The 25,735-nt window shown below is 67.8% G+C and carries 15 protein-coding genes; 3 read left to right on the top strand and 12 right to left on the bottom strand.

Annotated elements, in window-relative coordinates:
* Positions 1-108 precede the first annotated feature (108 nt).
* The 7 genes from AB0N66_RS00725 to ngcE form a co-directional block, all read right to left on the bottom strand.
* Positions 109-1,365: a sugar ABC transporter permease gene (locus AB0N66_RS00725; RefSeq protein WP_365427268.1), complete on the bottom strand. Its 1,257-nt coding sequence runs from the start codon at positions 1,363-1,365 to the stop codon at positions 109-111.
* 59 nt (positions 1,366-1,424) lie between these two features.
* Positions 1,425-2,216, bottom strand: coding sequence for an ATP-binding cassette domain-containing protein (locus AB0N66_RS00720; RefSeq protein ID WP_365426421.1), 792 nt, complete (start codon positions 2,214-2,216; stop codon positions 1,425-1,427).
* A gap of 287 nt (positions 2,217-2,503) precedes the next feature.
* The gene (locus tag AB0N66_RS00715; protein WP_365426418.1) at positions 2,504-3,589 is read right to left on the bottom strand and encodes a substrate-binding domain-containing protein; all 1,086 of its coding nucleotides are present in this window, start codon (positions 3,587-3,589) and stop codon (positions 2,504-2,506) included.
* A gap of 122 nt (positions 3,590-3,711) precedes the next feature.
* A complete protein-coding gene (locus AB0N66_RS00710) occupies positions 3,712-4,911 on the bottom strand; it encodes an ROK family transcriptional regulator (RefSeq protein ID WP_365426415.1) in 1,200 nt (399 codons plus the stop codon).
* A gap of 241 nt (positions 4,912-5,152) precedes the next feature.
* Entirely contained in the window at positions 5,153-6,091 is a 939-nt protein-coding gene (locus AB0N66_RS00705; RefSeq protein ID WP_365426412.1) for a carbohydrate ABC transporter permease, read from the bottom strand.
* 14 nt (positions 6,092-6,105) lie between these two features.
* On the bottom strand, positions 6,106-7,038 hold the full coding sequence (locus tag AB0N66_RS00700; RefSeq protein ID WP_365426409.1) for a sugar ABC transporter permease: 933 nt from the start codon (positions 7,036-7,038) through the stop codon (positions 6,106-6,108).
* Positions 7,039-7,071: 33 nt separating this feature from the next.
* The gene (gene ngcE, locus AB0N66_RS00695; protein WP_365426407.1) at positions 7,072-8,517 is read right to left on the bottom strand and encodes an N-acetylglucosamine/diacetylchitobiose ABC transporter substrate-binding protein; all 1,446 of its coding nucleotides are present in this window, start codon (positions 8,515-8,517) and stop codon (positions 7,072-7,074) included.
* Between the two features lie 482 nt (positions 8,518-8,999).
* Between ngcE and AB0N66_RS00690 the strand changes: the two genes are divergently transcribed.
* Entirely contained in the window at positions 9,000-12,827 is a 3,828-nt protein-coding gene (locus AB0N66_RS00690; RefSeq protein WP_365426404.1) for a GH92 family glycosyl hydrolase, read from the top strand.
* Between the two features lie 72 nt (positions 12,828-12,899).
* Here the strand turns inward: AB0N66_RS00690 and AB0N66_RS00685 are convergent, their stop codons facing one another.
* The 4 genes from AB0N66_RS00685 to acnA all read right to left on the bottom strand — a co-directional run bounded on the left by AB0N66_RS00685 (position 12,900) and on the right by acnA (position 21,900).
* The gene (locus tag AB0N66_RS00685; RefSeq protein WP_365426401.1) at positions 12,900-16,175 is read right to left on the bottom strand and encodes a GH92 family glycosyl hydrolase; all 3,276 of its coding nucleotides are present in this window, start codon (positions 16,173-16,175) and stop codon (positions 12,900-12,902) included.
* A gap of 452 nt (positions 16,176-16,627) precedes the next feature.
* The gene (locus AB0N66_RS00680) at positions 16,628-18,295 is read right to left on the bottom strand and encodes an ATP-binding protein (protein WP_365426398.1); all 1,668 of its coding nucleotides are present in this window, start codon (positions 18,293-18,295) and stop codon (positions 16,628-16,630) included.
* Positions 18,292-19,008, bottom strand: coding sequence for a response regulator transcription factor (locus AB0N66_RS00675; protein ID WP_365426395.1), 717 nt, complete (start codon positions 19,006-19,008; stop codon positions 18,292-18,294). Before AB0N66_RS00675 ends, AB0N66_RS00680 begins: the two co-directional genes overlap by 4 nt.
* Positions 19,009-19,185: 177 nt before the next feature.
* A complete protein-coding gene (gene acnA, locus AB0N66_RS00670) occupies positions 19,186-21,900 on the bottom strand; it encodes an aconitate hydratase AcnA (protein WP_365426392.1) in 2,715 nt (904 codons plus the stop codon).
* Positions 21,901-22,152: 252 nt separating this feature from the next.
* On the opposite strand from acnA, the gene AB0N66_RS00665 reads away from it, so the two are divergent.
* Both AB0N66_RS00665 and AB0N66_RS00660 read left to right on the top strand, forming a co-directional pair.
* Positions 22,153-22,350 (top strand): DUF4236 domain-containing protein, encoded by a 198-nt coding sequence (locus tag AB0N66_RS00665; RefSeq protein WP_365426389.1) that lies wholly within the window; start codon positions 22,153-22,155, stop codon positions 22,348-22,350.
* Positions 22,351-22,510: 160 nt separating this feature from the next.
* Positions 22,511-24,040: a UDP-N-acetylglucosamine 1-carboxyvinyltransferase gene (locus tag AB0N66_RS00660; RefSeq protein WP_365426386.1), complete on the top strand. Its 1,530-nt coding sequence runs from the start codon at positions 22,511-22,513 to the stop codon at positions 24,038-24,040.
* A 412-nt stretch (positions 24,041-24,452) separates the two neighbouring features.
* On the opposite strand, the gene AB0N66_RS00655 is transcribed toward AB0N66_RS00660, so the two are convergent.
* Positions 24,453-25,655, bottom strand: coding sequence for an ROK family transcriptional regulator (locus AB0N66_RS00655; RefSeq protein WP_365427266.1), 1,203 nt, complete (start codon positions 25,653-25,655; stop codon positions 24,453-24,455).
* Positions 25,656-25,735 lie beyond the last annotated feature (80 nt).

Here is a 25,735-nt window from a genome sequence, read left to right as displayed (position 1 = left end):
CGGCTGTAAATCGTCGTACGGGTGTTCCCTCACTTGCTCACTATGTCCGGACATAGAAGTGCCCGGTACCGCCATTGGTACCGGGCACTTCGATCAGAGGTGCGAACGCTATGCGCGGCCTGCCGATTTCTGGGTACGGCGCGAGACCGAGTCCAGGACGACGGCGGCCAGCAGCACCACTCCGGTGATCATGAACTGCACGGCCTGGGTGGAGCTGCCTCCCATGTACAGGCCCGTGATGATCGACTGGATGACCAGGATGCCGAGCACCGCCGACCAGGGGGTGCCCCGGCCGCCGAAGAGGCTGGTGCCACCGATGACGGCAGCCGCGATGGACATCATCAGGGTGTTGCCGCCACCGAGGTTGCTGTCCGCGACGCCGGACTGCGAAGCGATGAACAGACCGCCGAGGCCCGCGAGGAACCCGGAGATCGTGAACACCGAGATGCGGATCCAGGCGACGTTGATACCGGCACGGCGGGCGGCCTCGATGCCGCCACCGACGGCGAAGATCTGCCGGCCGTAGCGGGTGCGGCGCAGCACGAAGCTGGAAACCACGACGATGACCAGGAAGATCGTGATGCCGAGCGGCAAACCGCGGGCCTGGTTGAAGACGGCCGCGACACCGAAGGCGAGCGCCGCGACGACGCCGGAGCGCAGCGCGACCTCGCTGAGAGGGCGGTGCGGCAGATCGACGGCCTTGCGCCGGCGCCGGTCGCTGAGCTGGGACAGCGCGTGGACGGCGACCGCGATGACGGCCGCGGTGTTGGCCCAGGCGACGTTGGAGAAGTAGGTGTTGTTCAGCGAGTAGATGACACCGTCGGCGATGTTGTTGAGCGAGAGCGTGTTGCCCAGGACCTGGAGCTGGAGGCCGCTCCAGCCTAGGAATCCGGCCAGGGTGACGACGAACGCCGGGACGCCGATCTTGGCGAAGAAGAAGCCGTGCAGCGCACCGATGGCGGCCGCGGCGAGCAGCGCGAGCACCACGGCCTGCGTCTCGTTCATCCCGTTCTTGACGGCCATCACGGCGGCGAGCGCCGCGGTCAGACCGGCGACGGAACCGGCCGACAGGTCGATCTCACCGAGCAGCAGCACGAAGACGATGCCGGTGGCGATGAGGCCGGGGCCGACGATGTACTGCGCGATGTTGCTGAGGTTGTCCGGCTCCAGGAAGCGCCCGGTGGTGGACTGGAAGATGGCCCAGATGATGATCAGGCCGGAGACGACCGGGACGGCGCCGAGTTCGCCACCGCGGAGCTTCCGCTTGAACTCGGTGAGGTAGCCGCTGATGCCCTCTTCACGGATGAGCAGCCGGGGGTCGACCGCGGGGTTGGCCCCGGCGGCGGCCTCCGGATTCTCGACGATGTGCTCGTCCTGAGGCGTGGCCGCCTCGCTCGCCTCGGGCGTGGAGGTCTTGTCGGTGCTCACTTCTGAACCTCCCCGTTGCTACGGGCTGCACGACGGGTCACGGCGTTGTCCGTGGCGCCCGTGATGGCGGAGATGATTTCTTCCTGGGAGGTGCTCTTCACTTCGAAGACACCGTTGTTGCGGCCGAGCCGCAGAACCGCAACCTCGTCGGCGACGGCCTTCGCATCAGCCATGTTGTGGGTGATGAGGATGACGGCGAGGCCGCGCTCGCGCAGTCGCTCGACGAGGTCGAGGACCTGCGCGGTCTGCTCGACGCCGAGAGCCGCGGTGGGCTCGTCGAGGATCACGACCTTGGGGTTGCCGACCAGGGCGCGGGCGATCGCCACGACCTGGCGCTGGCCGCCGGAGAGCGACGCGATCGGGATGCGCACGCTGGGGATGCGGATGGAGAGGGTGTCAAGGAGCTCCTTGGCCCGCTTCTCCATGGCGACCTCGTCGAGCACGGCTGCCTTGCCGAGTTCACGTCCGAGGAAGAGGTTGGCCACGACGTCCAGGTTGTCGCACAGGGCGAGGTCCTGGTAGACGGTGGCGACGCCCAGGTTCTGGGCATCGTGCGGCCGGCCGATCGAGACGGGCTTGCCCTCCCACTCGATGACGCCCTCGTCGATCGGGTGGACACCCGCGATCGTCTTGACGAGCGTCGACTTACCGGCGCCGTTGTCACCCACCAGGGCGACCACTTGGCCTGCGGAAACATCCAGATCGACATCGGTGAGCGCCTGAACCGCACCGAACCGCTTGGACACTCCGCGCAACGCCAGCACGGGCGTAGCGGACACGTGAACCATCTCCTTCGCCGCCTGACCGGCGGGGATACCGCGCGCTGGACGAGCAGCACCCGGGAACGGGGCTGATGTGCAGCACCAGGAACGGGACTACGTCCGCATCAACGCGCGAAAAACTGAGTTGTGCAAGAGCCGCGGGGGGATGCGGCCCTGAGAGGGGGAAAATCACCGGCCGCGCGGCTCCCTGGTCGGGGTGGCGGCCGGTGGTCAAGGATCCGGCAGTGGGTAGGGCGCCCCGCCCCGTTCGCGGGGCAGCTGAGGAAGCGGGGCGCCGTACCGGTTCTGCGGATTTACTCGATGCCGGCTGCCTTGCAGGCCGCGGCGTAGTCGGCGGTGCAGATGTCGGACGCCTTCCAGAGACCGTCCTTGACGACCGTGTCCTTGATGTTGTCCTTGGTCACGACGGTCGGCTGCAGGAGCGACGACGGGATGCCCTTGTTGCTGGGGCTGTCGCTCTTGGTGTCGGCCAGCGAGTCGATCGACTTGCCGTTCAGGAGGTTGACCGCGATCTCGGCGGTCTTCTCGGCCTCCGGCTTGTACGGCTTGTAGATCGTGAAGGACTGCGTGCCGGCGAGGATCCGCTGGAGGGCGGCGAGCTCGGAGTCCTGACCGCCGACCGGGATGTTCTTGATGCCGGCCGACTCGAGGGCGGCGATGATGCCACCGGCCATGCCGTCGTTCGCGGAGTAGACCGCGTCGAAGCCGTCCTTGCCGAGCGAGGTGATGGCGGCGCCGACCTTCTGGCCCGCGACGGCCGGGTCCCACTCACCGGACTGCTCGTAGACGATCTTGCCGACCTTGGTGTCGAGGACCGAGTGCGCGCCCGCCTTGAACAGCGCGGCGTTCGGGTCGCTCTCCTTGCCGTTGATCATCACCACGTTGGCGGTGGCGGCCTTGGAGCCCAGCGCGTCGACCAGGGCCTGACCCTGGAGCTCGCCGACCTTCTCGTTGTCGAAGGAGACGTACGCGGAGACCGGGCCCTCGGCGAGGCGGTCGTAGGCGACGACCTTCACGTCCTTGTCGGCGGCTTCCTGCACCCACGCCTTGGCGGACGGGGAGTCCACCGTGTCAAGGATGATGACCTTCACACCGGAGGTGATCAGGTCGTCGAACTGCTGCTTCTGGGTGGAGACGTTCTCGCTGGCGTTCTTGTAGTCGACCTTGCAGTCGGAGCAGAGCTCCGCGACCTTCGCCTTGATCAGCGGGTAGTCGAACGACTCGTAACGCGTGGTCTTGCTCTCGGGGAGAAGAAGACCGATGGTCTTGTTGTCCTTCGACGAGTTGTCGCCATCCCCGGCCTCGCCGCAAGCGGCGAGCGACGCTGCCATTGCGGTGGCGGTGAGAGCCACTGCGGCACGACGCGCGAACGTGTTCATTTGGTGAAACCTCCCTGACGAGGCCGCGTCGTTGCGGCCGAGGTGGCTCGAAGTCAACTCGGCCATGCGTGCGACGTCAAGAAGTAAATACTTAACGAGATGGCAACGGCCTCGTGCGTTCTCTAAGTGAAGGCGGGGCTTGCGGTGGTCAGCGACCCGTCCAAAAGGGTTGAATCGCCCATCTCGCTGAGCGCGAGAGCGAGCGCCCCGAGGACTTCCGCACGGCCGCCAAGGGCCCCTGGCAGCACCGTCAGTTGACGTGCGGCACTGGGGATCGCGTACCGGCTCACCGACTCCCTTATGGGCCCGAGAACCAGCTCTCCGGCCTCGGCGAGATCGCCCCCCAGGACCACCCGGCTCGGGTTGAGCAAATTGCAGAGGTTCGCGACGCCGCTCCCGATATGGCGGCCGACGTCGGCGATCACCCGACGGCAGCCGGGATCGCCGTCCCGCGCCAGCCTGACGACGCCTTCCATGCTCAGATCCGTGCCGTGACTGGACTGGAGGAGCGGCAGTACGTAACGGGCGGCCGTGAAGGTCTCCAGGCAGCCCCGATTGCCGCAGCGGCAGACAGGGCCGGATTCATCAAGGGTGATATGCCCTATCTCTCCGGCCGTACCGCCAGGGCCGCGGTAGATCTTGCCGTTGATCACCAGGCCCGCGCCGACACCGCTCGCGACCTTGATGTACGCCAGATCCTTGACCCCGCGCCCACCGCCCCAGACCAGCTCCCCCAGCGCGCCCAGGTTGGCGTCGTTGTCCACGTGCACCGGCACTCCGAGGCGGCCCCCCAGCTCCTCGGCGGGCTTCGTGCCTGTCCAGCCCGGCAGGATCGCGGTGGAACCGAGGGTCCCCGACTCGACGTCGATGGGCCCCGGCACACCGAGACCCACGCCGGCGATCTTCGAACGGTCCACCCCGGTCACCGCGATCAGGCGGCTGACCAGCTCTTCCGCCCGGTCGAAGCCCTGTGCGGCGGAGGCGTCCACATCGAGCGGCTCGGACTCTTCGGCGAGCACCTGATGAGCGAGGTTCCCGATCGCGACGCGCAGATGCGTATGCCCGAAGTCGACGCCGATGACGATGCCCGCGTCGCCGCTGAGACTGACGCTGCGGGCCCTGCGGCCACCCGCCGAAGTGGGTGTGACCTCGACCGTTCCCCCGTCCTTGAGCTCCCGGACGATATTGGAGACGGTCGCCGCGGACAGGCCCGTCGTCCTCGCGATCTCCGCCTGCGTGAGCGAACCCGCAAGGCGCACCGCACGCACGACGCGCTCCAGATTGGCTCGGTGCAGCGACGACTGCGACCCCGGAGTCTCCATCGACTCATCCACTCCTGCCCTAAGCGGGCGGCCCCGATGCCGCCCATGTGATCCGGGTCACAGCAGCGGAACCCGGGTCACTTACAAGTTGTGAACTCCAAGCTCCGCTGAACGGGTTACCGCAGTCAAGTCCTTGACGAAAATCGGGACCGTCGAGTCCCGTTCCGTTTCCGTCACCCTGCGGACACATACTCGCCACTCCCGGGCCGGAGGCGACGAGCGCGAACAGCGCGTCGAAGCACTACTTGAGCGTCGCCGAAGTGAGACCTCCCTGCACCTGGCGCTGGAAGGAGAGGTACACGACGAGCATGGGGATCATCGCGATGGTCACGCCCGCGAAGAGGACGGGGAGGTCGGTGGCGTAACCCTGCTGCTGCTGAAGCTGGATGAGGCCCTGGGTCAGGACATAGCGCTCGGGATCGCCGCCCTTCTGTGGCTGCATCAGGACGGACGGGAGGATGTACTGGTTCCACTGGCCCAGGACGTTGAAGATGCCGACGCTCAGCAGGCCGGGCTTGGCCATGGGCAGCATGACCTGGAAGAAGGCCCGGGTGTGTGACGCGCCGTCGAGGATCGCCGCCTCGAAGACCGCCGTCGGGAGTGTCCGGAAAAAGGCGTGCATGAAGAAGACGGTGAACGGCATCGAGTAGGCGACGTACACCAGGATCAGCCCCTGGTACGTGTTCAACATGTCGAGACGCTTGACCATGAAGAACAGCGGCACCAGGGCGAGGAACACGGGGAACATCGCCCCGCCGACGAAGAAGTAGTAGATGAAGCGGTTGCCCGGGAACTCGTAGCGGGCCAGGACGTAGGCCCCCATCGAGCCGAAGAGCATGGTCAGCGGGACCGAGAAGACGAGCACGATGAGGGTGTTCGTGAAGTAGTCGCCGATGCCCTTGTCCCAGGCCCTGCTGAAGACGTCGAACTGCCAGTTCGACGGCCAGCTCAGGGCCGAGCCGCCGATCTGCGCGTCGGTCTTGAAGGAGCTCAGGACCAGCCAGATCAGCGGAAGGATGATCAACACGGCCCACAGGACGAGGAATCCGTGCGAGAAGGCGTTGAGGGCGACGCCCTCGGTGCGCCCGGCGTCGCCCGGCCGCGGCGGCGCCTTGCTGACCGACCGCTGGCCGGGGATGCCGTCGCCGGTCTGCGTCGGCTCCTTGATGGGTGCGCTCATAGTCTGTCTCCGCCTCAGAACTCGATGCGCTCGCGGCGGGTGGCGCGCAGCGTGACCACGGACAGGATCAGGGTGAGGAGCAGCATGATCACGCCCATGGCGCAGGCGTAGCCGCTCTTTCCGAAGTAGAGGAAGTTGCGCATCATCACGTTCGCCATGACGTCGCTGTGGTGGTCGGGGCCGCCGCCGTAGCCGGTGCCCGAGGTCATGGTGGAGACCAGGACGAACATGTCCATCGCGATGATGCCCAGATACACCCAGGCGGTCTGCACGGTGTCCCACAGCAGCGGCAGGGTCACCCGGAAGAAGGTCTGCGCGCGACCCGCGCCGTCGAGCAGCGCGGACTCGTAGATGTCCTTCGGGACGGACTGCATCGCCGCCGAGAACAGCACCAGGTAGAAGCCGACGCCGTGCCAGACCACCACGGCCATCAGGCACCACAGGACCAGGTTGGGCTCGTTCATCCACTCGATCGGGCTGTTCACGTCCACCAGGCCCAGTTTGATCAGGACACCGTTGAGCAGACCGCCCTCGTCGCTTCGGTAGACCGCCCCGAAGAGCACCGCGAGGATCGCCAGCGAAAGCACCTGCGGGAAGAAGTAGACGATTTTGTAGAAGCCCGAACCCGTGACGCCCTGCACTCCGCCGGCGCCGCCCCGCCCGCCCGCGTTCACCATGAAGGCGAAGAACAGGGCGAGCAGGATGGTGACCACCGGGATGAACACCAGGAACAGGATGTTGTGCCAGATCGCATCCAGGAAGATGTCGTCCTGGAACAACGCCTTGTAGTTGTCCAGACCGACGAAACTGAATGTCTGCGACTGCCCCTGCCAGTCGGTGAAGGAGTAGCCGATGGTCTGTATGTACGGCCAGATCACGAAGATCAGATACAGAGCCAATGGTGCGAGGAGAAACCCCGCGACAAACCGGTACTGCCCTTTTCGCATGGCACCCTGCCCCTGGTGTTCCGGTGTGCTTGATCAGTCGCGGTGGTTCTTCTTGGCGTCCGGGTCCTTGGCCGCCTTGTCGACTGCCGCCTGGGAGCGCTTCAGCCATTCCGCGGGCTGAATTCGCTTGGCCATCAGTTCATTTGACGCGTTCTGAATCGAGACGTCCATCTCGCTGTACCAGTTCGGGTACAGGAAGTTGAAGGTGTTGTCGCCCGCGGCCTTCGAGGCCTCGACCGTGGACTGGGTTCCGGGGCGCAGTTCGACGCCGGAGTCGACACCGTCCTTGAGGATGCTCAGCGAGTTCGCCTGCTGGGCGAAGAGCGTCGACCACTCCTTGGAGAGCATGGACCGCAGGAACTCCTGGGCCGCGGGGAGGTTCTGGGCCTTCGCCGGGATGATGAAGGGCTCACCGGAGCCGGCCCGGATCGCCTCGAACGGCAGCTGGCTGTCGGCCAGGACCGGCATCGGCAGGAACTTCATGTCGAAGTCGTCCGGGGTCTGCTTGAGCTGCTCGTTCTCCAGCCACGAGCCGGAGGTGATGAAGGCAGCCTTGTACTGGTTCCAGCGGGTCTGCGATTCGGTGTGCGTCAGGCCGTTGGTGCCGGCCATCAGATAGCCCTTCTCGACGACCTCGTAGATGGCCTCGATGCCCGCCTGCGCGGCGTCGCTACCGACGAACGCCTTCGGGTCGAGGTTGTCGATCGCCTTCATGGCGTCCAGACCGCCCTTCTTGGCGATCAGGTCCATGATGGCGACGTTGATGTAGTACGGGAACTTGCCCTGGTGCGCGAGACCCCCGATGCCGTCGGCCTTGGCCTCCTTACAGATGGCGAGGAACTCGTCCCAGGTCTTGGGCGCCGTCCAGCCCTTGTCCTTGAAGAGCTTGCCTGAGTACCACAGGCCCCACACCGTGTAGACGTACGGGAGAGCGACGTTCTTGCCGCCCTGCAGACCCGGGTCGAGCGTGCCGGCGATCAGGGTGTCGCGGACCTTCTTGCTCGGGTCGTCGATGGACGGAGCGTCGAGCACGGCGGCCAGGTCGAGAAGCTGGCCGTTCTTGAAGAGCACGTCCAGCTTGATCTGCTGGGCGCCCGAGTCGTCGACGACGTCCGGCGGGGTGTTGTTGTTGAAGCGCGGCTGGAGCTTGCCGGTGATCTCCTGGGTGCCGGTGTGAGCGCTCTTGGTGCCCCACTTCTTGTCGAAGGCTGCCTCCCACGCCTTGGCGTAGTCGTCGCCGTAACCGCCCTTGAAGATGACGACGTCGAGCGCACCGCTCTTCGCCACGCCGAAGGGGTTCTCCGCGCTGGTCTCGCCCTTGTTCGTGTCGTCGGAGGTGTCGTCGCCCCCGCCGCTGGCGCAAGCGGACAAAAAGCTCATCGTCGGTACGGAAATCAGGCCAAGCGCTGCCGACCGCTTGATCAGATCGCGCCGTCCGACACCCTCGGGGTTGCTGTTCTCGGCGGAAGTGGATCCCATGCTCAAGTCCTCGCCTTCTTCAGGACTCAGGCGGTGAACCGGATCCTCCCCGGCACCGCGGTTGGGTCAAGCTGGGGTCGTACATGAGGGATTCAGTGGAACGACGCGGTGATCGGTGTAAGTGACACAGTCCACCGCCTCCATATTTCCCCCGAGTCGCGCCTGTACACAGCCGATGAACAGGGGCTGACGCCGACAGGTATAGTCCACTTCACGCCAATGGAGCAAGATCGAATGCACGTTTGGCTGTTGGTCTTTTCCGAGTTGAGACCTCGCGGAAATGTGGGACAGCCACGCGTTCCTCCGCAGAAGATCCACAGGGTGCCAACCTCCCACGATGGGAGCAATGCGCGGCTTGTCGTGCGATATTCACCACGGACGCCACATTCAACACCCTTGACATCACTGACAACTTGACTCCCTACTGGTCCTTGCGCAGCGATTCTGACAACGTTGTCCAGGTGTAGGGAGGGTGCTCTCTTATGCAGCACGGAGCTCGGTACAGACGGAGTTCTTCGGCACGACACAGATGGAGTTCCGCCACGGCCGTGGGAGTGGCCGCCCTCTCCCTGCTGGTCGCCTCACAGGGCGTGACGGTCGCCCAGCCGGCCCAGGCGGCGGCCCCCGACCGTGAGTTCGCGTCCTCGTTCGAGACGGACGATCCGGCCCCGGACTGGCTGAACACCGTTGACACGGCGCCGGACGGGACAAAGCGTTCGTCCGGTGTCGACGGCGGCTACAGCGCCGGCATCCCCGGCAATGTGACCGACCAGGTCACCGATGTCCGGGCCAGTGCCGAGAACACGGGCGGCGGCGAGGTGAAGGAGAACCTCGCCGACCTCGAACCGAGCACCAAGTGGCTGGTCTTCGAGTCCAGCGGCTGGGCGGAGTTCGACCTGAGCGCCCCGGTCAAGGTGGTCACGTACGCGCTGACCTCGGCCAACGACCACGACGAGCGCGACCCCCAGGACTGGACCCTGCAGGGCTCCACGGACGGCAAGGACTGGAAGACCCTCGACACCCGCTCCGGCGAGTCCTTCGCCGAAAGGTTCCAGACAAAGTCGTACGACATCGCGAGTCCCGTCGAGTACCAGCACTTCCGGCTCGACATCACCAAGAACGTCAGCGGCGGCATCCTTCAACTCGCCGACGTCCAGTTCTCCACGGGCGCCACCGACGACCCGACGCCCAAGGACATGCTCTCGCTGGTGGACCGCGGTCCGAGCGGCTCCCCGACGGCCAAGGCGGGCGCGGGCTTCACCGGCAAGCGGGCACTGCGGTACGCCGGTACGCACAAGGCGGACGGCCAGGCGTACTCGTACAACAAGGTCTTCGACGTGAACGTGGCCGTCGGCCGCAACACGGAGCTGTCGTACAAGATCTTCCCGTCGATGGCGGACGGCGACCTGGACTACGACGCCACGAACGTGGCCGTGGACCTGGTCTTCACGGACGGCACCTATCTGAGTGGCCTCAAGGCCCTGGACCAGCACGGGTTCGCGCTGACACCGCAGGGGCAGGGCGCGTCCCAGGTCCTCTACGTCAACCAGTGGAACAGCGTCTCCTCGCGGATCGGTTCGGTCGCGGCGGGCAAGACTGTGGACCGGATCCTGGTCGGGTACGACTCCCCGAAGGGCCCGGCGAAGTTCCGCGGCTGGCTCGACGACGTGACACTGAAGACCGTCGCACCCGAGAAGCCGAAGGCGCATCTGTCCGACTACGCCTCGACCATCCGCGGCACCAACTCCAGCGGCGGCTTCTCGCGCGGCAACAACTTCCCGGCGACGGCCGTCCCGCACGGCTTCAACTTCTGGACGCCGGTGACCAACGCGGGCTCGCTCAGCTGGCTCTACGACTACGCGCGGGCCAACAACGCGGACAACCTGCCCACCATCCAGGCGTTCAGCGCGAGCCATGAGCCGAGCCCCTGGATGGGTGACCGGCAGACCTTCCAGGTGATGCCGTCCGCGGCGTCCGGCACCCCCGACACCGGCCGCGACGCACGCGAACTCGCCTTCAGCCACGACAACGAGGTCGCGCGCCCGTACTACTACGGCGTCACCTTCGAGAACGGTCTCAAGGCTGAGATGGCGCCCACCGACCACGCGGCCGCTCTGCGGTTCACCTATCCCGGTGACGACGCGAGCGTGGTCTTCGACAACGTCACCGACCAGGCCGGGCTGACGCTCGACAAGGAGAACGGGATCGTCACCGGCTACTCGGACGTGAAGTCCGGGCTGTCGACCGGGGCCACCCGCCTCTTCGTGTACGGGGTGTTCGACGCGCCCGTCACGGAAGGCGCCTCATCCGGAGTCAAGGGCTACCTGAAGTTCGACGCCGGCGACGACCGCACCGTCACGCTGCGCCTCGCCACCTCGCTCATCAGCGTCGACCAGGCCAAGGACAACCTCCGCCAGGAGATCCCCGACGGCACGTCCTTCGCGAAGGTCAAGGCGCGTGCCCAGCAGCAGTGGGACGACATCCTCGACACCGTCGAGGTCGAGGGCGCGACTCCGGACCAGCTGACCACGCTGTACTCCAGCATGTACCGGCTGTACCTGTACCCCAACTCCGGCTTCGAGAAGGTCGGTTCGAAGTACCAGTACGCCTCGCCCTTCTCGCCCATGCCGAACCCGGACACCCCCACCCACACCGGCGCGAAGATCGTCGACGGCAAGGTGTACGTCAACAACGGCTTCTGGGACACCTATCGGACGACCTGGCCGGCCTACTCACTACTGACGCCCGATCAGGCCGGTGAGATGGTCGACGGGTTCGTGCAGCAGTACAAGGACGGCGGCTGGACCTCGCGCTGGTCCTCGCCCGGATACGCGGACCTGATGACCGGTACGTCCTCGGACGTGGCGTTCGCCGACGCGTATGTGAAGGGCGTCGACTTCGACGCGGAGTCGGCGTACGACGCAGCCGTCAAGAACGCGACCGTCGTCCCCCCGTCGTCCGGTGTGGGCCGCAAGGGCATGGCCACCTCGCCCTTCCTCGGCTACACGAGCACGGACACGCACGAGGGCCTCTCCTGGGCTCTGGAGGGCTATCTGAACGACTACGGCATCGCCAAGATGGGCGAGGCCCTCTACAAGAAGACCGGCGAGAAGCGTTACAAGGAAGAAGCCGCGTACTTCCTCAACCGGGCCCAGGACTATGTGAATCTCTTCGACTCCCAGGCCGGCTTCTTCCAGGGCAAGGACGCGAGCGGCGACTGGCGGGTCGAGTCGTCCGAGTACGACCCGCGCGTGTGGGGCTACGACTACACCGAGACCAATGGGTGGGGATACGCCTTCACGGCGCCGCAGGACTCAAAGGGTCTCGCCAACCTGTACGGCGGCCAGAGCGGATTGGCGGACAAGCTCGACACGTACTTCGCCACACCGGAGACGGCTTCGCCGGAGTTCGTGGGCTCCTACGGCGGGGTCATCCACGAGATGACGGAGGCCCGTGACGTACGGATGGGCCAGTACGGGCACTCCAACCAGGTTGCCCACCACGTGAATTACATGTACGACGCGGCGGGCCAGCCCTGGAAGACACAGGAGAATGTGCGCGAGGTCATGTCCCGCCTCTACACCGGCAGCGATATCGGGCAGGGCTACCACGGCGACGAGGACAACGGCGAACAGTCGGCCTGGTACCTCTTCTCCGCGCTCGGCTTCTATCCGCTGGTGATGGGCAGTGGTGAATACGCCATCGGCTCCCCGCTGTTCACCAAGGCGACGGTCCATCTGGAGAACGGCAAGGACCTTGTCGTCAAGGCGCCCAAGAACAGCACGAAGAACGTGTATGTGCAGGGCCTGAAGGTCAACGGCAAGAAATGGACGTCGACTTCACTCCCCCACTCGCTCATCTCCAAGGGCGCGATGCTGGAGTTCGACATGGGCCCGAAGCCGTCCTCCTGGGGTACCGGGAAGAACGCCGCGCCCGTGTCGATCACCAAGGACGACAAGGTGCCGGCGCCGCGCACGGATGCTCTGAAGGGTGCGGGCGCGCTGTTCGACAACACCTCGGCGACAGCCGCGAGCGTGACGGCGGTGGAGCTGCCGACGTCCGTCGCCACCAAGGGAGTCCAGTACACGCTGACGTCCTCGGCGGACCACACGACGGCGCCGACCGGATGGGTCCTCCAGGGCTCGTCCGACGGCACCAAGTGGACCGACCTGGACAAGCGCTCCGGTGAGTCCTTCACCTGGGACAAGCAGACCCGGGCGTTCTCCATCGCGAAACCGGGCTCGTACACGCACTACCGCCTGGTCCTGACCGGCGAGGCGACGCTGGCAGAGGTGGAACTGCTGGCCTGACGGACCCCCATGGGGAAGGGCGGGCGCGGAGTCTGACTCCACGCCCGCCCTTTCCGTTTTCCGTTCCCGGGGTCAGTTCACCGCGAGGGTGAAGACGTGGAGATCCGTGTTGTCGGGCAGCCGCACACTCGTGATGGTCTTGCCGGACGGGGCCGCGAAGGGCTTGGTGGCGAAGACGTACGTCTTCACCGGGTCCTTGTCGGCGCCCGCGACATTGCGGTACGCGGCCACGGCGACGGTCTCGTTGCCGTACTGGACGGTGCCGCCCCCGCCGCCGACGGTCCAGTCGGTGAAGGAGAGATCGACGAGCTCGGTGCTGCCGTCGGTGTAGCTGACGGTCGCCTTGGTCTGCTGGTTGCCGTTGACCGCGCTGCCGATGAAGGACAACTGGGTTGCGGGCTCCGCGAGTTCGAGTGTCTGGCTGGTCGCCGAGGCGTTGTCGGGGCGGCCGGCCGGTGAGTCGGGCCAGGTGTAGGTGAGGCCGCCGGACAGCGTGCCCTGCTGGCCGGAGGTCAGCCCCGCGGCGGCGAGGGCCTGGCGGGAGTAGCTCCAGCCGCCGCCGTCGTAGTCGGCTTCGTCGTGGTCGCCGACGTCGTCCGAGACACCGGCGTTGTTGTAAGCGGCGAGGAGAGAGCCGGGAGCGGCGACGGTGAGGGACACCGGCTGCTCGTACGAGGTGTCGGCCGAGGTCACCGTGACCTTGACGTCGTAGAAGCCCTGTCGGGCGTCCGAGGCAGCGGACAAGGTGATCGACTGCGCGCCGTCAACCACCGTTCCCTCGGCGGGCGTTGCCGTCACGCCGTCCGGCACGTCCACGTGGAAGCGCACCTCGGGTCCTGCTCCTCCGCTGAGGGCGAGGGCGCGGATGTCGAGCTTGGTGGTGCCGCCGGGTGCGAGCGTGGCCGTGGTCGGACCCACGCCGATCTGGTAGGGCTGCTCACCCTCGCGGAAGGAGGGCGGGGCGGCGGCCTCACTGCTGGCCCACTGCTTGTTGGGGGTGGCACCCAGCGTGTAGTCGAGGGTGCCGCCGTTGCGGACGAAGGACGTCGGGAGCCAGGCGCGGTCGCTCTTACGGCCGTTGACCTTCAGCGACTGGACGTACGGGGTGTCGGCGGACGCACCCGTCGCACGGATCTTGATGTCGGCGCCGCCCGGGCGGTCGATCTCGACCCTCGGGAACAGCGGTGAGGCCAGGGTGAGTTCGGCGCGGGAGGGCACCTGGGGGTACATGCCGAGCGCGGAGAAGACGTACCAGGACGACATGGCGCCGAGGTCGTCGTTGCCGGGGATGCCGCCCGGCTCCGTCGACCAGAGCTGGTTCATGGCCGCGCGGACGGTCTCCTGCGTCTTGTAGGGCTGGCCCGCGTAGGCGTACAGGTACGGCACGTTGATCGACGGCTCGTTGTCCAGCTCGGACTTGTCGCCGCCGCTGCCCGTGAACGCCCAGCTGCCGTCGGCGTTGTGGAAGAAGGTGTCCAGGCGGTCCAGGGCCACGTCCTTGCCGCCCATGGCCGCGAAGAGGCCTGCCGGGTTGTGCTGCACCATCCAGGTGTACTGGGCCGCCGTACCCTCGACGAAGCCGTTGCCGGTCGCCGGGGTGAAGCCGGTGACCCAGCTGCCGTCCGCCTTGCGGTTGGCGATGTAGCCGCCCGTCGGGTCGGCGGCGATGTTGAAGTTGTTCTGCCACCACTGGGAGCGGGTGGCGAACTCGGCCGCCGTCTCCTTCTCCCCTGCCGCGGCGGCCAGTTGGGAGATCGCGAAGTCGGCGCCCGACATCTCCAAGGTCTCGGCGGCGCCGCCCCACGCGTTGGACACCGACGGCATGTACTGCTGTTCGAGGTACTTGTCGAGGGACGGCCGCTGGCCCACCGAGAGGACCGGCTTGCCCGCCGACGAGAGATCCTGCTCGGTCGGTACGGTCGCCGCCTGGACCAGTGAGTCGAGCGCACCGTCCAGGTCGAAGTCCGTGCCGCCGAAGGCCAGGATGCCGGCGAGTGCGGCCGGTGAGGGGTCACCGTTCATGACGTGCGTGCCGCTCGCCCCGTGCAGCCAGCGGTCCCAGATGCCACCGTTCTGCTTGGCGAGTTCGAGCAGCGACTGCGCGATGTCGGAGCCGGTGTCCGGGCTGACCAGGGTCAGCAACTGGACCTGCGAGCGGTAGACGTCCCAGCCGGAGAAGGTGCCGTACTGGGCCTTGTGGCCCCGGCTCACGGTGTGGACCTTGTCGTCGCTGCCTCTGTATCTGCGGTCGGCGTCACTGATGACGTTCGGGTGCAGGAGTGCGTGGTAGAGCGCGGTGTAGAAGGTGGTGCGCTCGGCGTCGGTGCCGCCGCCGACCTTGATCGCGTCGAGCTGGTCGCGCCAGGCCCGGTGGGCGGCGTCCTTGACCGAGGCGAAGGAGCGGGACGGCGGGTTCTCGGCCGCGAGGTTGGCCTTGGCGCCCGCCTGACTGACGTACGAGATACCGACCTTGACGTTCACGGGGCCGGCGCCGGGTTCGAACTCCACATAGCCGCCGGCGCCCTTGCCCGCGACCGGACGGCCGCCGGTGGCGAATCCGCCGGTGCCACCGCTGGCCTCCGTGGATCCCGGGCTCAGCTTGTCGTCCTGCCAGGTGCCGGTCGCCTTGAAGTCGCGGTCGAAGCTGGCGGTGAAGTGGAGCGTGTAGTAGGCGCGTTGGCCCTCGGGGTCGAGGTATCCGCAGAAGTTCCCGGAGGTGACGGAACCGGAGACCGTGCGGGTCGCCGGGTCGATCTTGACGTCCGAAGTCGTGGAGCCCACTTCGGAGTTGGCGGTGCGGATAAGCAGCGAGGCGGGCTTGTCGGCGGGGTAGGTGAACTGGCCCGAGCCGGTGCGTGTGGTCGCCGTGAGGTCGGCGGTGACACCGGAGGCGAGGCCCACCTTGTAGTGGCCGGGCTCCGCGCTCTCGTCGGCGTGCGTGAAGTCGGCGGCGTACACCGCGTCCTTGGTGTCGCTCGCCGGGGAGGAGGTGACCTCGCCCGCGTACGGGAAGAACGGGATGTCCCCGCTGCCGCCCGCGCAGCCCGTCCCGGACATGTGGGTAAGGCTGAAGCCGCGGACGCGGGTGGCGTCGTACTGGTAGCCGCCGGGCGCGGCCGTGCTGGTGGCGCTGCCCCGGGTGTTCTCGGGGCTCCAGGAGAGCATGCCGAAGGGCACGACGGCGCCGGGGAAGACGTTGCCGAGATTCTTGGTGCCGATGAGCGGGTCAACGTAGGCGGTGGGGTCCCGGACGAGGTCCGGTGCGGGGGCACTGGCGGCCACCGCGGGGGTGATCCCACCGGCCGCCAGGGCGACGGCCAGCAGGATGGATGACGGACGGAAACGCATGACGCGGCCCCTCCTCCTTCGGACGGGTCGCGCACCACAGGTCGCACAAGCCGCTCGGACAGTAACGTGCGCCACGCGTACCACGGAAGACCGCATACCGGACCACTGACTCGCCCTACGGCCACCCCGATGGCTCTGCACGCACCCTGCCGCCCGTCAAGTGGCTTGACATCGTTGTCCGTTGGCGCGGTAGAGTCATGCACAGATCAATAGACAACGTTGTCGCGCACCACGGTCGGCACAAGCCACGCACTAGCCACGTATCTGCGACGCCCGAAGCAACACTCGAAGCAGCACACAAAGCAACACACAAAGCCACGTACCAACCCGGGCCGGGCATCCCCCCGTGCCCTGCCCGGGCTCGCGGACCGGGTGAGTCCCGAACGCCCACCCGGTCCGCCCCGAGCCACACACCGTGGGCTGCGCAAGCCTCCCGGTCATGAGTACGTCCCTTACGGACGGCCGTGCGCGGACGACTCCGGAGCGGCGACCCGGGCCACGCCCGAAGGGAACGGGGCGAGCGGGTCCGAGACGGCGGAAGGGAGTCGGGCGACCGGGTTCGACCCGGCCGAAGCCAGCGCCGGTCGGCCCACGGTCGGCAGGAAGATCGCGAACTCCGTGTGCCCCGGCTCGCTCTGGACCTCGATCAGGCCGCCGTGTGCCGCCGTGATGGCCTCGACGATGGCGAGCCCGAGGCCGGAGCCGCCGTCCGCCGGACCGCTGCGGGAGCGGGAGACATCGCCCCGGGTGAACCGCTCGAAGACGGTGGGAAGCAGATGCGGTGGGATGCCGGGACCGTCGTCGCGTACGCGGACGACGCAGTACGCCTCCGCGGCCTCCACCGAGGCGACGACCGTGGTGCCAACAGGCGTGTGCACACGGGCGTTGGCCAACAGGTTGGCCAACACCTGATGCAGTCGGGCCTCATCGCCGAGGACGACGGCCGGCGAGTCCAGGAGCAGCGCCAGCTGCCAGTGGTGGCTGTCCCCCGCCGCCCGCGCGTCCCACACCGCCTCCGCGACGAGCGCGGCGAGGTCCACCTCGGTGGACTCCAGGGGCCGCCCCTCGTCGAGCCGGGCGAGCAGCAACAGGCCCTCGACGAGCCCGGTCATCCGCGCCGACTCGGCGGAGACCCGCCGCCAGGCCAGGGTGGGTTCGATCCGCTCGGTGCCGCGGTTCATCAGTTCCGCGTATCCGGCTATCGACGCGAGCGGCGTACGGAGTTCATGGCTGGCGTCCGACAGGAAGCGGCGCATGCGTTCCTCGCTGCGCTGGCGCTCGGTGAGCGAGGACTCGACGTGGTCGATCATGCGGTTGAGGGCGGCGCCGACCTGGCCGGCCTCGCTGCCGGGGTCGGTGTCGCGCTCGGGCACGCGGATGAGACCGGTGACCTGGCCGTGTCCCAGCGGGGAACGCGACACCTCGACGGCGGTTGCGGCGACCCGGCCGAGCGGGCGCAGTTGCCGTCTGATGACGACGGCGCAGACGCAGCCGGCGACGACGAGACCGGCAGCCCCCACCACGGCCTCGACCAGGACCAGATTGCTGATCATCTGCTCCACGTCGTCCATCGGGAGGCCGGTGAGGACGGGGCGCCCGTCGCCGGCGAGGGCGGTGACCCGGTAGGTGCCGAGGCCGGGGACGGTCCGGGTGTGCAGTGAGCCGTCGGGTGCGACGCCTTGGAGGGCGGCGCGCTGGACGGCGGTGAGTGCTTCCTCCTCGCCGGCGCCGGTCACGACCTCGGCGGCGAGGATGTTCCCGTGGTCGTCGAGCCGGGCGGCGACGGTCCCGACGGCGTGCCCTTGTTGCCCGAGGAAACCTAGGTCCGTGTCGGTGCCCGGTCCGACCTGGGCCCCGCCCTCGCTGCGCTCCGCGGCGTTCCTGACGTTCTGGTCGAGGTTGCCGAGCAGGTAGGAGTGCTGTGCGAGGACCGTGGTGAGTGCCATGGCCACGCACACGGCGATGAGTGTGGCGCTGATGAGGACGAGGAGCCGGGTGCGCAGGGATCGCCCTTCCCGCCGCCTCCACAGCGACCGCCCCGGCAGCCATGCCCGCCGCGACCGCTCCGGCAGCTGCGCCCGCCGCGACGGCTTCGGCACCCGTGCCCGTACGCCGGTCATCTGCCCTCCTCCGGTGGCCTGATGGCGTACCCCACCCCGCGCACGGTGTGGATCATGGGTGTCCGACCCTTGTCGATCTTCCGGCGCAGGGAGGAGATGTACACCTCGACGAGGTTTCCGCCGCCGTCGAAGGAACTGCTCCACACCCGGTCCAGGATCTGGGTCCTGCTCAGCACCTGGCGCGGGTGGCTCAGCATCAGGCTGAGCAGGTCGAACTCCTTGGCGGTGAGCTGGACGGGCGTACCGTCGCGGTGCACTTCGCGGGTGTCCTCGCTCAGCAGCAGGTCACCGAGGACACGTGCGGACTCCTCGGACCGGTCGTCCTGCGCGCCGGAGCGCCGCAGCAGTCCACGCAGCCGCAGGACGACCTCTTCGAGCGAGAAGGGCTTCGTCACGTAGTCGTCGGCGCCCGCCTCCAGCCCGTCGAGGCGGTGCTCCAGCGCGTCCCGTGCGGTCAGCATGAGGACGGGCAGCTTCGGTTTCTCGTAGCGCAGCCGCCGCAGTACCTGGAGCCCGTCCAGGTCGGGCAGCATCCCGTCGAGGACGACGGCGTGCGGGGCGCAGCCGCGCGCGACGCGCAGCGCGCTCTCCCCGTCGGCCGCCGGATAGGGCCGCCAGCCCGCCTCCGTGACGGCCACGGAGAGCAGTTCCGTGAGGGCGGGCTCGTCATCGACGATCAGCACGCGCACACGGTCGCTTCGGGTGCCAGACATGTGACGATCCTGTCCCGGTCTGCTGGGGGAATCCTGTGTTCCGCCTGAGATGAGCCCATGTCCCCAAGTCGTGATACGGGGGAAATGACAGCGGGCCGCACCCCCGTTTCCGGGGGTGCGGCCCTCAACTGCCTTGCCGTACCGCTTACTTGACCGCTTACTTGCGGATCAGGCTGCTTACTTGCGGATCAGGCTGCGCAGCACGTACTGCAGGATGCCGCCGTTGCGGTAGTAGTCGGCCTCACCGGGGGTGTCGATGCGGACGACCGCGTCGAACTCCACGCCGGTGTCGGTGGTGACCTTGACCGTACGGGGGGTGGTGCCGTCGTTCAGTTCGGTGATGCCGGCGAAGGAGAAGGCCTCCTCGCCGGTCAGGCCGAGGGTCTCGGCGGACTGGCCAGCCGGGTACTGCAGCGGGATGACGCCCATGCCGATCAGGTTCGAGCGGTGGATGCGTTCGTAGGACTCGGCGATGACGGCCTTGACGCCGAGCAGCGCGGTGCCCTTGGCGGCCCAGTCGCGGGACGAGCCCGAGCCGTACTCCTTGCCGGCCAGGATGACCAGCGGGGTGCCCTGCTCGATGTAGTTGCGCGAGGCGTCGTAGATGAAGGCGACCGGAGCGCCCTCGACGGTGAAGTCGCGGGTGTAGCCGCCCTCGGTGCCCGGCGCGATCTGGTTGCGCAGGCGGATGTTGGCGAAGGTGCCGCGGATCATGACCTCGTGGTTGCCTCGGCGCGAGCCGTAGGAGTTGAAGTCACGCCGCTCGATGCCGTGCTCGGTGAGGTACTTGCCCGCCGGGGTGTCGGCCTTGATCGCGCCGGCCGGGGAGATGTGGTCGGTGGTGACCGAGTCGCCCAGCTTGGCGAGGACGCGGGCACCGGTGATGTCGGTGACCGGGGACGGCTCGTGCGCCATGCCCTCGAAGTACGGGGGCTTGCGGACGTAGGTGGACTGCGGGTCCCACTCGAAGGTGTTGCCGGTCGGGATCTCCAGCGCCTGCCACTGGGCGTCGCCCGCGAAGACGTCGGCGTAGGACTTGTTGAACATGTCCTCGCCGATGGCGTTCGCCACGACGTCGTTGACCTCGGCCTCGGTCGGCCAGATGTCTTCGAGGTAGACCGGCTTGCCGTCCTGGTCGGTGCCCAGCGCGTCCTTGGTGATGTCCACCTTCATGGATCCCGCGAGCGCGTACGCGACGACCAGCGGCGGGGAGGCCAGGTAGTTCATCTTGACGTCGGGGTTGATCCGGCCCTCGAAGTTACGGTTGCCGGAGAGCACCGCGGCGACGGCCAGGTCGTGCTCGTTGACCGCCTTGGAGACCTCCTCGGGCAGCGGGCCCGAGTTGCCGATGCAGGTGGTGCAGCCGTAGCCGACGAGGTTGAAGCCGACCTTGTCGAGGTAGGGGGTGAGCCCCGCCTTGTCGAAGTAGTCGGTGACGACCTTGGAACCCGGGGCGAGGGTGGTCTTGACCCACGGCTTGCGGGTCAGGCCCTTCTCCACGGCCTTCTTCGCGACGAGCGCGGCGGCGACCATGACGTACGGGTTCGAGGTGTTGGTGCAGGAGGTGATCGCGGCGACGGTGACGGCGCCGTGGTCGATCTCGTACGTCGAACCGTCGGGCGCCGTGACCGTGGTCGGGCGGGTCGGTACGCCGTTGGTCGCGGCCGGGGCATCGGAGGCCGGGAAGGACTCCTTGCCGGCCTCGTCGTCGTCCTCGACGTAGTTGCGGACGTCCTGCGCGAACTGCTGCGCGGCGTTCGCGAGGACGATGCGGTCCTGCGGGCGCTTGGGACCGGCGATCGACGGGACGACCGTGGAGAGGTCCAGCTCCAGCTTCTCGGAGAAGTCGGGCTCGGCGGCCGGGTCGAGCCAGAGGCCCTGCTCCTTGGCGTACGCCTCGACCAGCGCGAGCTGCTGGGCGTCGCGGCCCGTCAGCTTCAGGTACTTGATGGTCTCGTCGTCGATCGGGAAGATCGCGGCGGTGGAGCCGAACTCCGGCGACATGTTGCCGATGGTGGCGCGGTTCGCGAGGGAGGTGGCGGCGACGCCCTCGCCGTAGAACTCGACGAACTTGCCGACGACGCCGTGCTTGCGCAGCATCTCGGTGATCGTGAGCACCAGGTCGGTGGCGGTGGTGCCGGGGGTGAGCTCACCGGTGAGCTTGAAGCCGACGACGCGCGGGATGAGCATCGAGACCGGCTGGCCGAGCATCGCGGCCTCGGCCTCGATACCGCCGACGCCCCAGCCAAGGACACCCAGGCCGTTGACCATCGTGGTGTGCGAGTCGGTGCCGACGAGGGTGTCGGGGTAGGCCTGGCCGCCGCGGACCATGACCGTACGGGCCAGGTGCTCGATGTTGACCTGGTGGACGATGCCGGTGCCCGGGGGTACGACCTTGAACTCGTCGAAGGCGGTCTGGCCCCAGCGCAGGAACTGGTAGCGCTCCTTGTTGCGGCCGTACTCCAGCTCGACGTTCTGCGCGAAGGCTTCGTTCGTGCCGAACTTGTCGGCGATCACGGAGTGGTCGATGACCAGTTCGGCCGGCGCCAGCGGGTTGATCTTCGCCGGGTCACCGCCGAGCTCCTTGACGGCCTCACGCATGGTGGCCAGGTCCACGACACAGGGCACGCCGGTGAAGTCCTGCATGATCACGCGGGCGGGCGTGAACTGGATCTCCTGGCTGGGCTGCGCCTGGGAGTCCCAGTTGCCGATGGACCGGATGTGGTCGGCGGTGATGTTCGCGCCGTCCTCGGTGCGGAGGAGGTTCTCCAGCAGCACCTTCAGGCTGTACGGAAGGCGAGCCGAGCCTTCCACCTTGTCCAGCCGGAAGATCTCGTACGACTCGTCGCCCACCTGCAGCGTGCTGCGGGCGTCGAAGCTGTTCGCCGACACGACAGTCTCCTTCATGCATATATGTGCGCTTGCTACCGCATCCTGCCGCCACGGCGTCTCGACGATCCGCTAAGGTAAGGCTAAGTTAGGCATGCCTTACTGGGGTGGCGGCTTTCGGTGCGCCTCGGCAGATATCTCGATGTCGAGATAACTCTAGTACATGGGCGCCGACTGGTCATGCCCGGCCTCTTTCGGGGTACCCGGTGTCAACCGGGAACCACCCGGCGTAACCGCCACAAAGAGGGGGCACCCATGCCGCTTACATTCCGCAAGAGTTTCCGCATCTTTCCCGGAGTGCGGCTGAACATCAACCGCAAGTCGATGTCCATCACCACCGGCGAAGGCCACGGGCCCCGGCACACCCGCAGCACCACCGGACGCCGGACCACCTCGCAGAACCTGCCGGGCCCCTTCGGGTGGCGGCGCACCAGGACCAAGCGGGACAGCTGACTGCCGGAACCGCCGACAGCAGGGCCGGCGCCGAGGCGACGGAGCGCGCACACCGGTGGGCGGGGGGCCGAACTCCCCCGCCCCCGGCCCGTGATGGGGCCGCCACCCGGATGGGCGCGCTCCGTTTCTCTTTATCTCACAAGAGATATACCGTCGCGCCATGGCAGACGACTACCTCGTACGCATCGGCAAGCTCATCCGTGACGCCCGGCAGCACCGGGGCTGGACACAGGCGCAACTTGCCGAGGCTCTCGGCACCAGCCAGAGTGCCGTCAATCGCATCGAGCGCGGCAACCAAAACATCAGCCTTGAGATGATCGCCCGAATCGGTGAAGCCCTGGACAGTGAGATCGTCTCCCTGGGCTACGCGGGTCCGATGCATCTGCGCGTGGTCGGCGGACGTCGTCTGTCCGGTTCGATCGACGTCAAGACCAGTAAGAACGCGTGTGTGGCGCTGCTGTGCGCGACGCTGCTCAACAAGGGGCGCACGGTGCTGCGCCGGGTCGCCCGCATCGAAGAGGTGTACCGCCTTCTGGAGGTACTCGGTTCGATCGGCGTCCGCACCCGCTGGATCAACGACGGGGTCGACCTGGAGATCGTGCCCCCGAGCGAGCTGGACATGGAGGCGATCGACGAGGAGGCGGCCCGCCGCACCCGCTCGATCATCATGTTCCTCGGCCCGCTGCTGCACCGTATGGACCGCTTCAAGCTGCCGTACGCGGGCGGTTGCGACCTCGGGACGCGGACGATCGAGCCGCACATGATCGCGCTGCGCCGCTTCGGGCTCGACATCGCGGCCACCGAGGGGATCTACCACGCCCAGGTGGACCGCTCGGTCTCCCCCGGGCGCCCGATCGTGCTGACCGAGCGCGGCGACACGGTGACCGAGAACGCGCTGCTCGCCGCCGCCCGCCACGACGGCGTGACCGTCATCCGCAACGCCTCCTCCAACTACATGGTCCAGGACCTGTGCTTCTTCCTGGAGGCCCTGGGCGTACAGGTCGAGGGCGTCGGCACCACGACGCTCACCGTGCACGGCGTGCCGAACATCGACGTGGATGTGGACTACTCGCCGTCCGAGGACCCGGTCGAGGCGATGAGCCTGCTGGCCGCCGCGGTGGTCACCGAGTCCGAGTTGACGGTGTGCCGGGTGCCGATCGAGTTCCTGGAGATCGAGCTCGCGGTCCTGGAGGAGATGGGCCTCGACCACGACCGCTCGGCGGAGTACTTCGCCGACAACGGCCGTACGCGCCTTGTGGACCTGACCGTTCGGCCCTCCAAGCTGGAGGCGCCGATCGACAAGATCCACCCGATGCCGTTCCCGGGCCTGAACATCGACAACGTCCCGTTCTTCGCGGCCATCGCGGCCTCCGCGCAGGGCAAGACGCTGATCCACGACTGGGTCTACGACAACCGCGCGATCTACCTGACGGACCTCAACCGCCTCGGCGGCCGGCTCCAACTCCTCGACCCGCACCGGGTCCTGGTCGAGGGCCCGACCCGCTGGCGCGCCGCCGAGATGATGTGCCCGCCCGCACTGCGCCCTGCCGTGGTGGTCCTGTTGGCCATGATGGCGGCCGACGGCACCTCCGTCCTGCGGAACGTGTACGTCATCAACCGCGGCTACGAGGACCTTGCCGAGCGGCTCAACTCGATCGGCGCGCAGATCGAGATCTTTCGGGACATCTGACCGGCCGATACCGCGTCCAGCGGCTGAACCCGCGCTGCCTCGTGGTCTCCGGGGCGGCGCGGGGCCGATGCCGTTCATTGGCTGAACCCGCGCTGCTCCGTGCTCTCCGGGGCCGCGCGAGGCCTATGCCGTCCAGCGATTGGCCTTGCGCTGCCCCGTCATCACCGGAGCGACGCGGAACCAAGGCCGTCCAGCGGCTGACCCCCTACTGCCCCGCCATCGCCGGAGCGGCGCAAGGCCTATGCCGTCCAGCGGCTGACCCTCCGCTGCTCCGTCATCGCCGGAGCGACGCGGAACCGAGGCCGTCCAGCGGCTGACCCCCTGCTGCCCCGTCATCGCCGGGGCGGCGCAAGGCCGACGCCGTTCAGCGGCTGACCTCCCGCTGCCCCGTCGCCGCCGGGACGGCGCGGGTTCAGCCCAGCAGCAGTGACCTGGGCTGAGCGGAGAGGGCCCGGTCAAGGACCAGGGATGCCGCTCCCACGGCGGCGACCTTCTCGCCCAGTGTGGTCGAGACGACCGTGGTCGGATGGGTGGCCCGCACGAACGGGGACGTGGCGACCATCGGCTCGATGGTGGCCAGGAGGCGGTCGGCGAGCAGCTGCCAGGTCGGTCCGCCGAAGACGACGGTGTCGACGTCCAGGAGCGTCGCCGCGGCGCAGACGCCCCGGCCGATCCGGATCGCCAGGCGCTCGATGATGCCGTCCGCCTGTCTCTCCCCATCGGCGGCGAGCGCCGCCAACCGCTCCAGACCACGTTGGGCGTCGGCCGGATTCGTCACCGTGTACTCGGCGCCGAGCACGCCCAGGGCGATGGCCTCCTCGACGAGCGTCCGCGTCGAGCAGGCCGCGCCGAGCCCGCCGACCTCGCCCGCGTTCCCGGAGACACCGCGCAGCACGGTGTCCTCCACCACAAGTCCCATCCCGGATCCGGTGCCCAGGTAGAAGAAGAGGAGGTTGCGGCTGTCGTTGGCCACTCCGGTCCAGCGCTCGGCGACGACGGCGGCCGTGACGTCCTTGTCGAGGAGTGCCGGGAATCCGGTCGCCTCGCTGAGCTTGTCGCGCAGCGGGTAACGGCCCCAGCCGCGCAGTTCGGGAGGGTCGACGACCCAGCCCGCGGCCGCGTCGATGGGCCCGGGTGCGGCGATTCCCAGGCCCAGTATCCGCTCACGGTCGGCGCCCGACTCCGCCACGATCGCGGCCACCGACGCGGCCATGTCCGCGACGACCCCGTCGGTGTCGCCGCCACTCGGTGTTCCTTCGCTGCGCTGCGCCAGCACCGTGCCGAGCAGATCCACCAGTACGCAGGTGATGACCGCCGGGTCGAGGTGCACGCCCACCGCGTAGCGGGACGCGGGGACGATTTCGAGGAGGGTGCGGGGTTTCCCGCTGCCCATGCTCTGCTTGCCCGATTCCCGCGCCACGCCCTGGTCGAGCAGCCGGCGGGTGATGTTCGAGACGGTCTGCGCGGACAGCCCGGTGGCGTGGGCGAGTTCCACCCGGCTCAGCCCCGCGGGGTGCCGGCGAATGGCGTCCAGGATCACCGACTCGTTGAAGTCACCGACGCGTGGCAGGTTGGTACCGCGTCGGATCATGGACTTCCCGGTGCCCGCCGTCATACTCGTCAACGTTTCTCTCCCAGCCTCGGACGGCGGCACCTTGTGTCCGCCATTCCGACGCATCCCATTAGTAGAATCCT

The organism is Streptomyces sp. NPDC093544 (genome assembly GCF_040683495.1).
Classification (GTDB): domain Bacteria; phylum Actinomycetota; class Actinomycetes; order Streptomycetales; family Streptomycetaceae; genus Streptomyces.
This window is presented reverse-complemented; position numbering and strand designations above follow the sequence as displayed.

Bases quoted from the DNA above. Each gene is read 5' to 3' on its own strand.
- AB0N66_RS00685 (WP_365426401.1), bottom strand. From the start codon at position 16,175: ATGCGTTTCCGTCCGTCATCCATCCTGCTGGCCGTCGCCCTGGCGGCC.
- AB0N66_RS00700 (WP_365426409.1), bottom strand. From the start codon at position 7,038: ATGCGAAAAGGGCAGTACCGGTTTGTCGCGGGGTTTCTCCTCGCACCA.
- AB0N66_RS00690 (WP_365426404.1), top strand. From the start codon at position 9,000: ATGCAGCACGGAGCTCGGTACAGACGGAGTTCTTCGGCACGACACAGA.
- AB0N66_RS00710 (WP_365426415.1), bottom strand. From the start codon at position 4,911: ATGGAGACTCCGGGGTCGCAGTCGTCGCTGCACCGAGCCAATCTGGAG.
- AB0N66_RS00665 (WP_365426389.1), top strand. From the start codon at position 22,153: ATGCCGCTTACATTCCGCAAGAGTTTCCGCATCTTTCCCGGAGTGCGG.
- AB0N66_RS00720 (WP_365426421.1), bottom strand. From the start codon at position 2,216: ATGGTTCACGTGTCCGCTACGCCCGTGCTGGCGTTGCGCGGAGTGTCC.
- AB0N66_RS00705 (WP_365426412.1), bottom strand. From the start codon at position 6,091: ATGAGCGCACCCATCAAGGAGCCGACGCAGACCGGCGACGGCATCCCC.
- AB0N66_RS00660 (WP_365426386.1), top strand. From the start codon at position 22,511: ATGGCAGACGACTACCTCGTACGCATCGGCAAGCTCATCCGTGACGCC.
- AB0N66_RS00655 (WP_365427266.1), bottom strand. From the start codon at position 25,655: ATGACGGCGGGCACCGGGAAGTCCATGATCCGACGCGGTACCAACCTG.
- AB0N66_RS00715 (WP_365426418.1), bottom strand. From the start codon at position 3,589: ATGAACACGTTCGCGCGTCGTGCCGCAGTGGCTCTCACCGCCACCGCA.
- AB0N66_RS00680 (WP_365426398.1), bottom strand. From the start codon at position 18,295: ATGACCGGCGTACGGGCACGGGTGCCGAAGCCGTCGCGGCGGGCGCAG.
- ngcE (WP_365426407.1), bottom strand. From the start codon at position 8,517: ATGGGATCCACTTCCGCCGAGAACAGCAACCCCGAGGGTGTCGGACGG.
- AB0N66_RS00675 (WP_365426395.1), bottom strand. From the start codon at position 19,008: ATGTCTGGCACCCGAAGCGACCGTGTGCGCGTGCTGATCGTCGATGAC.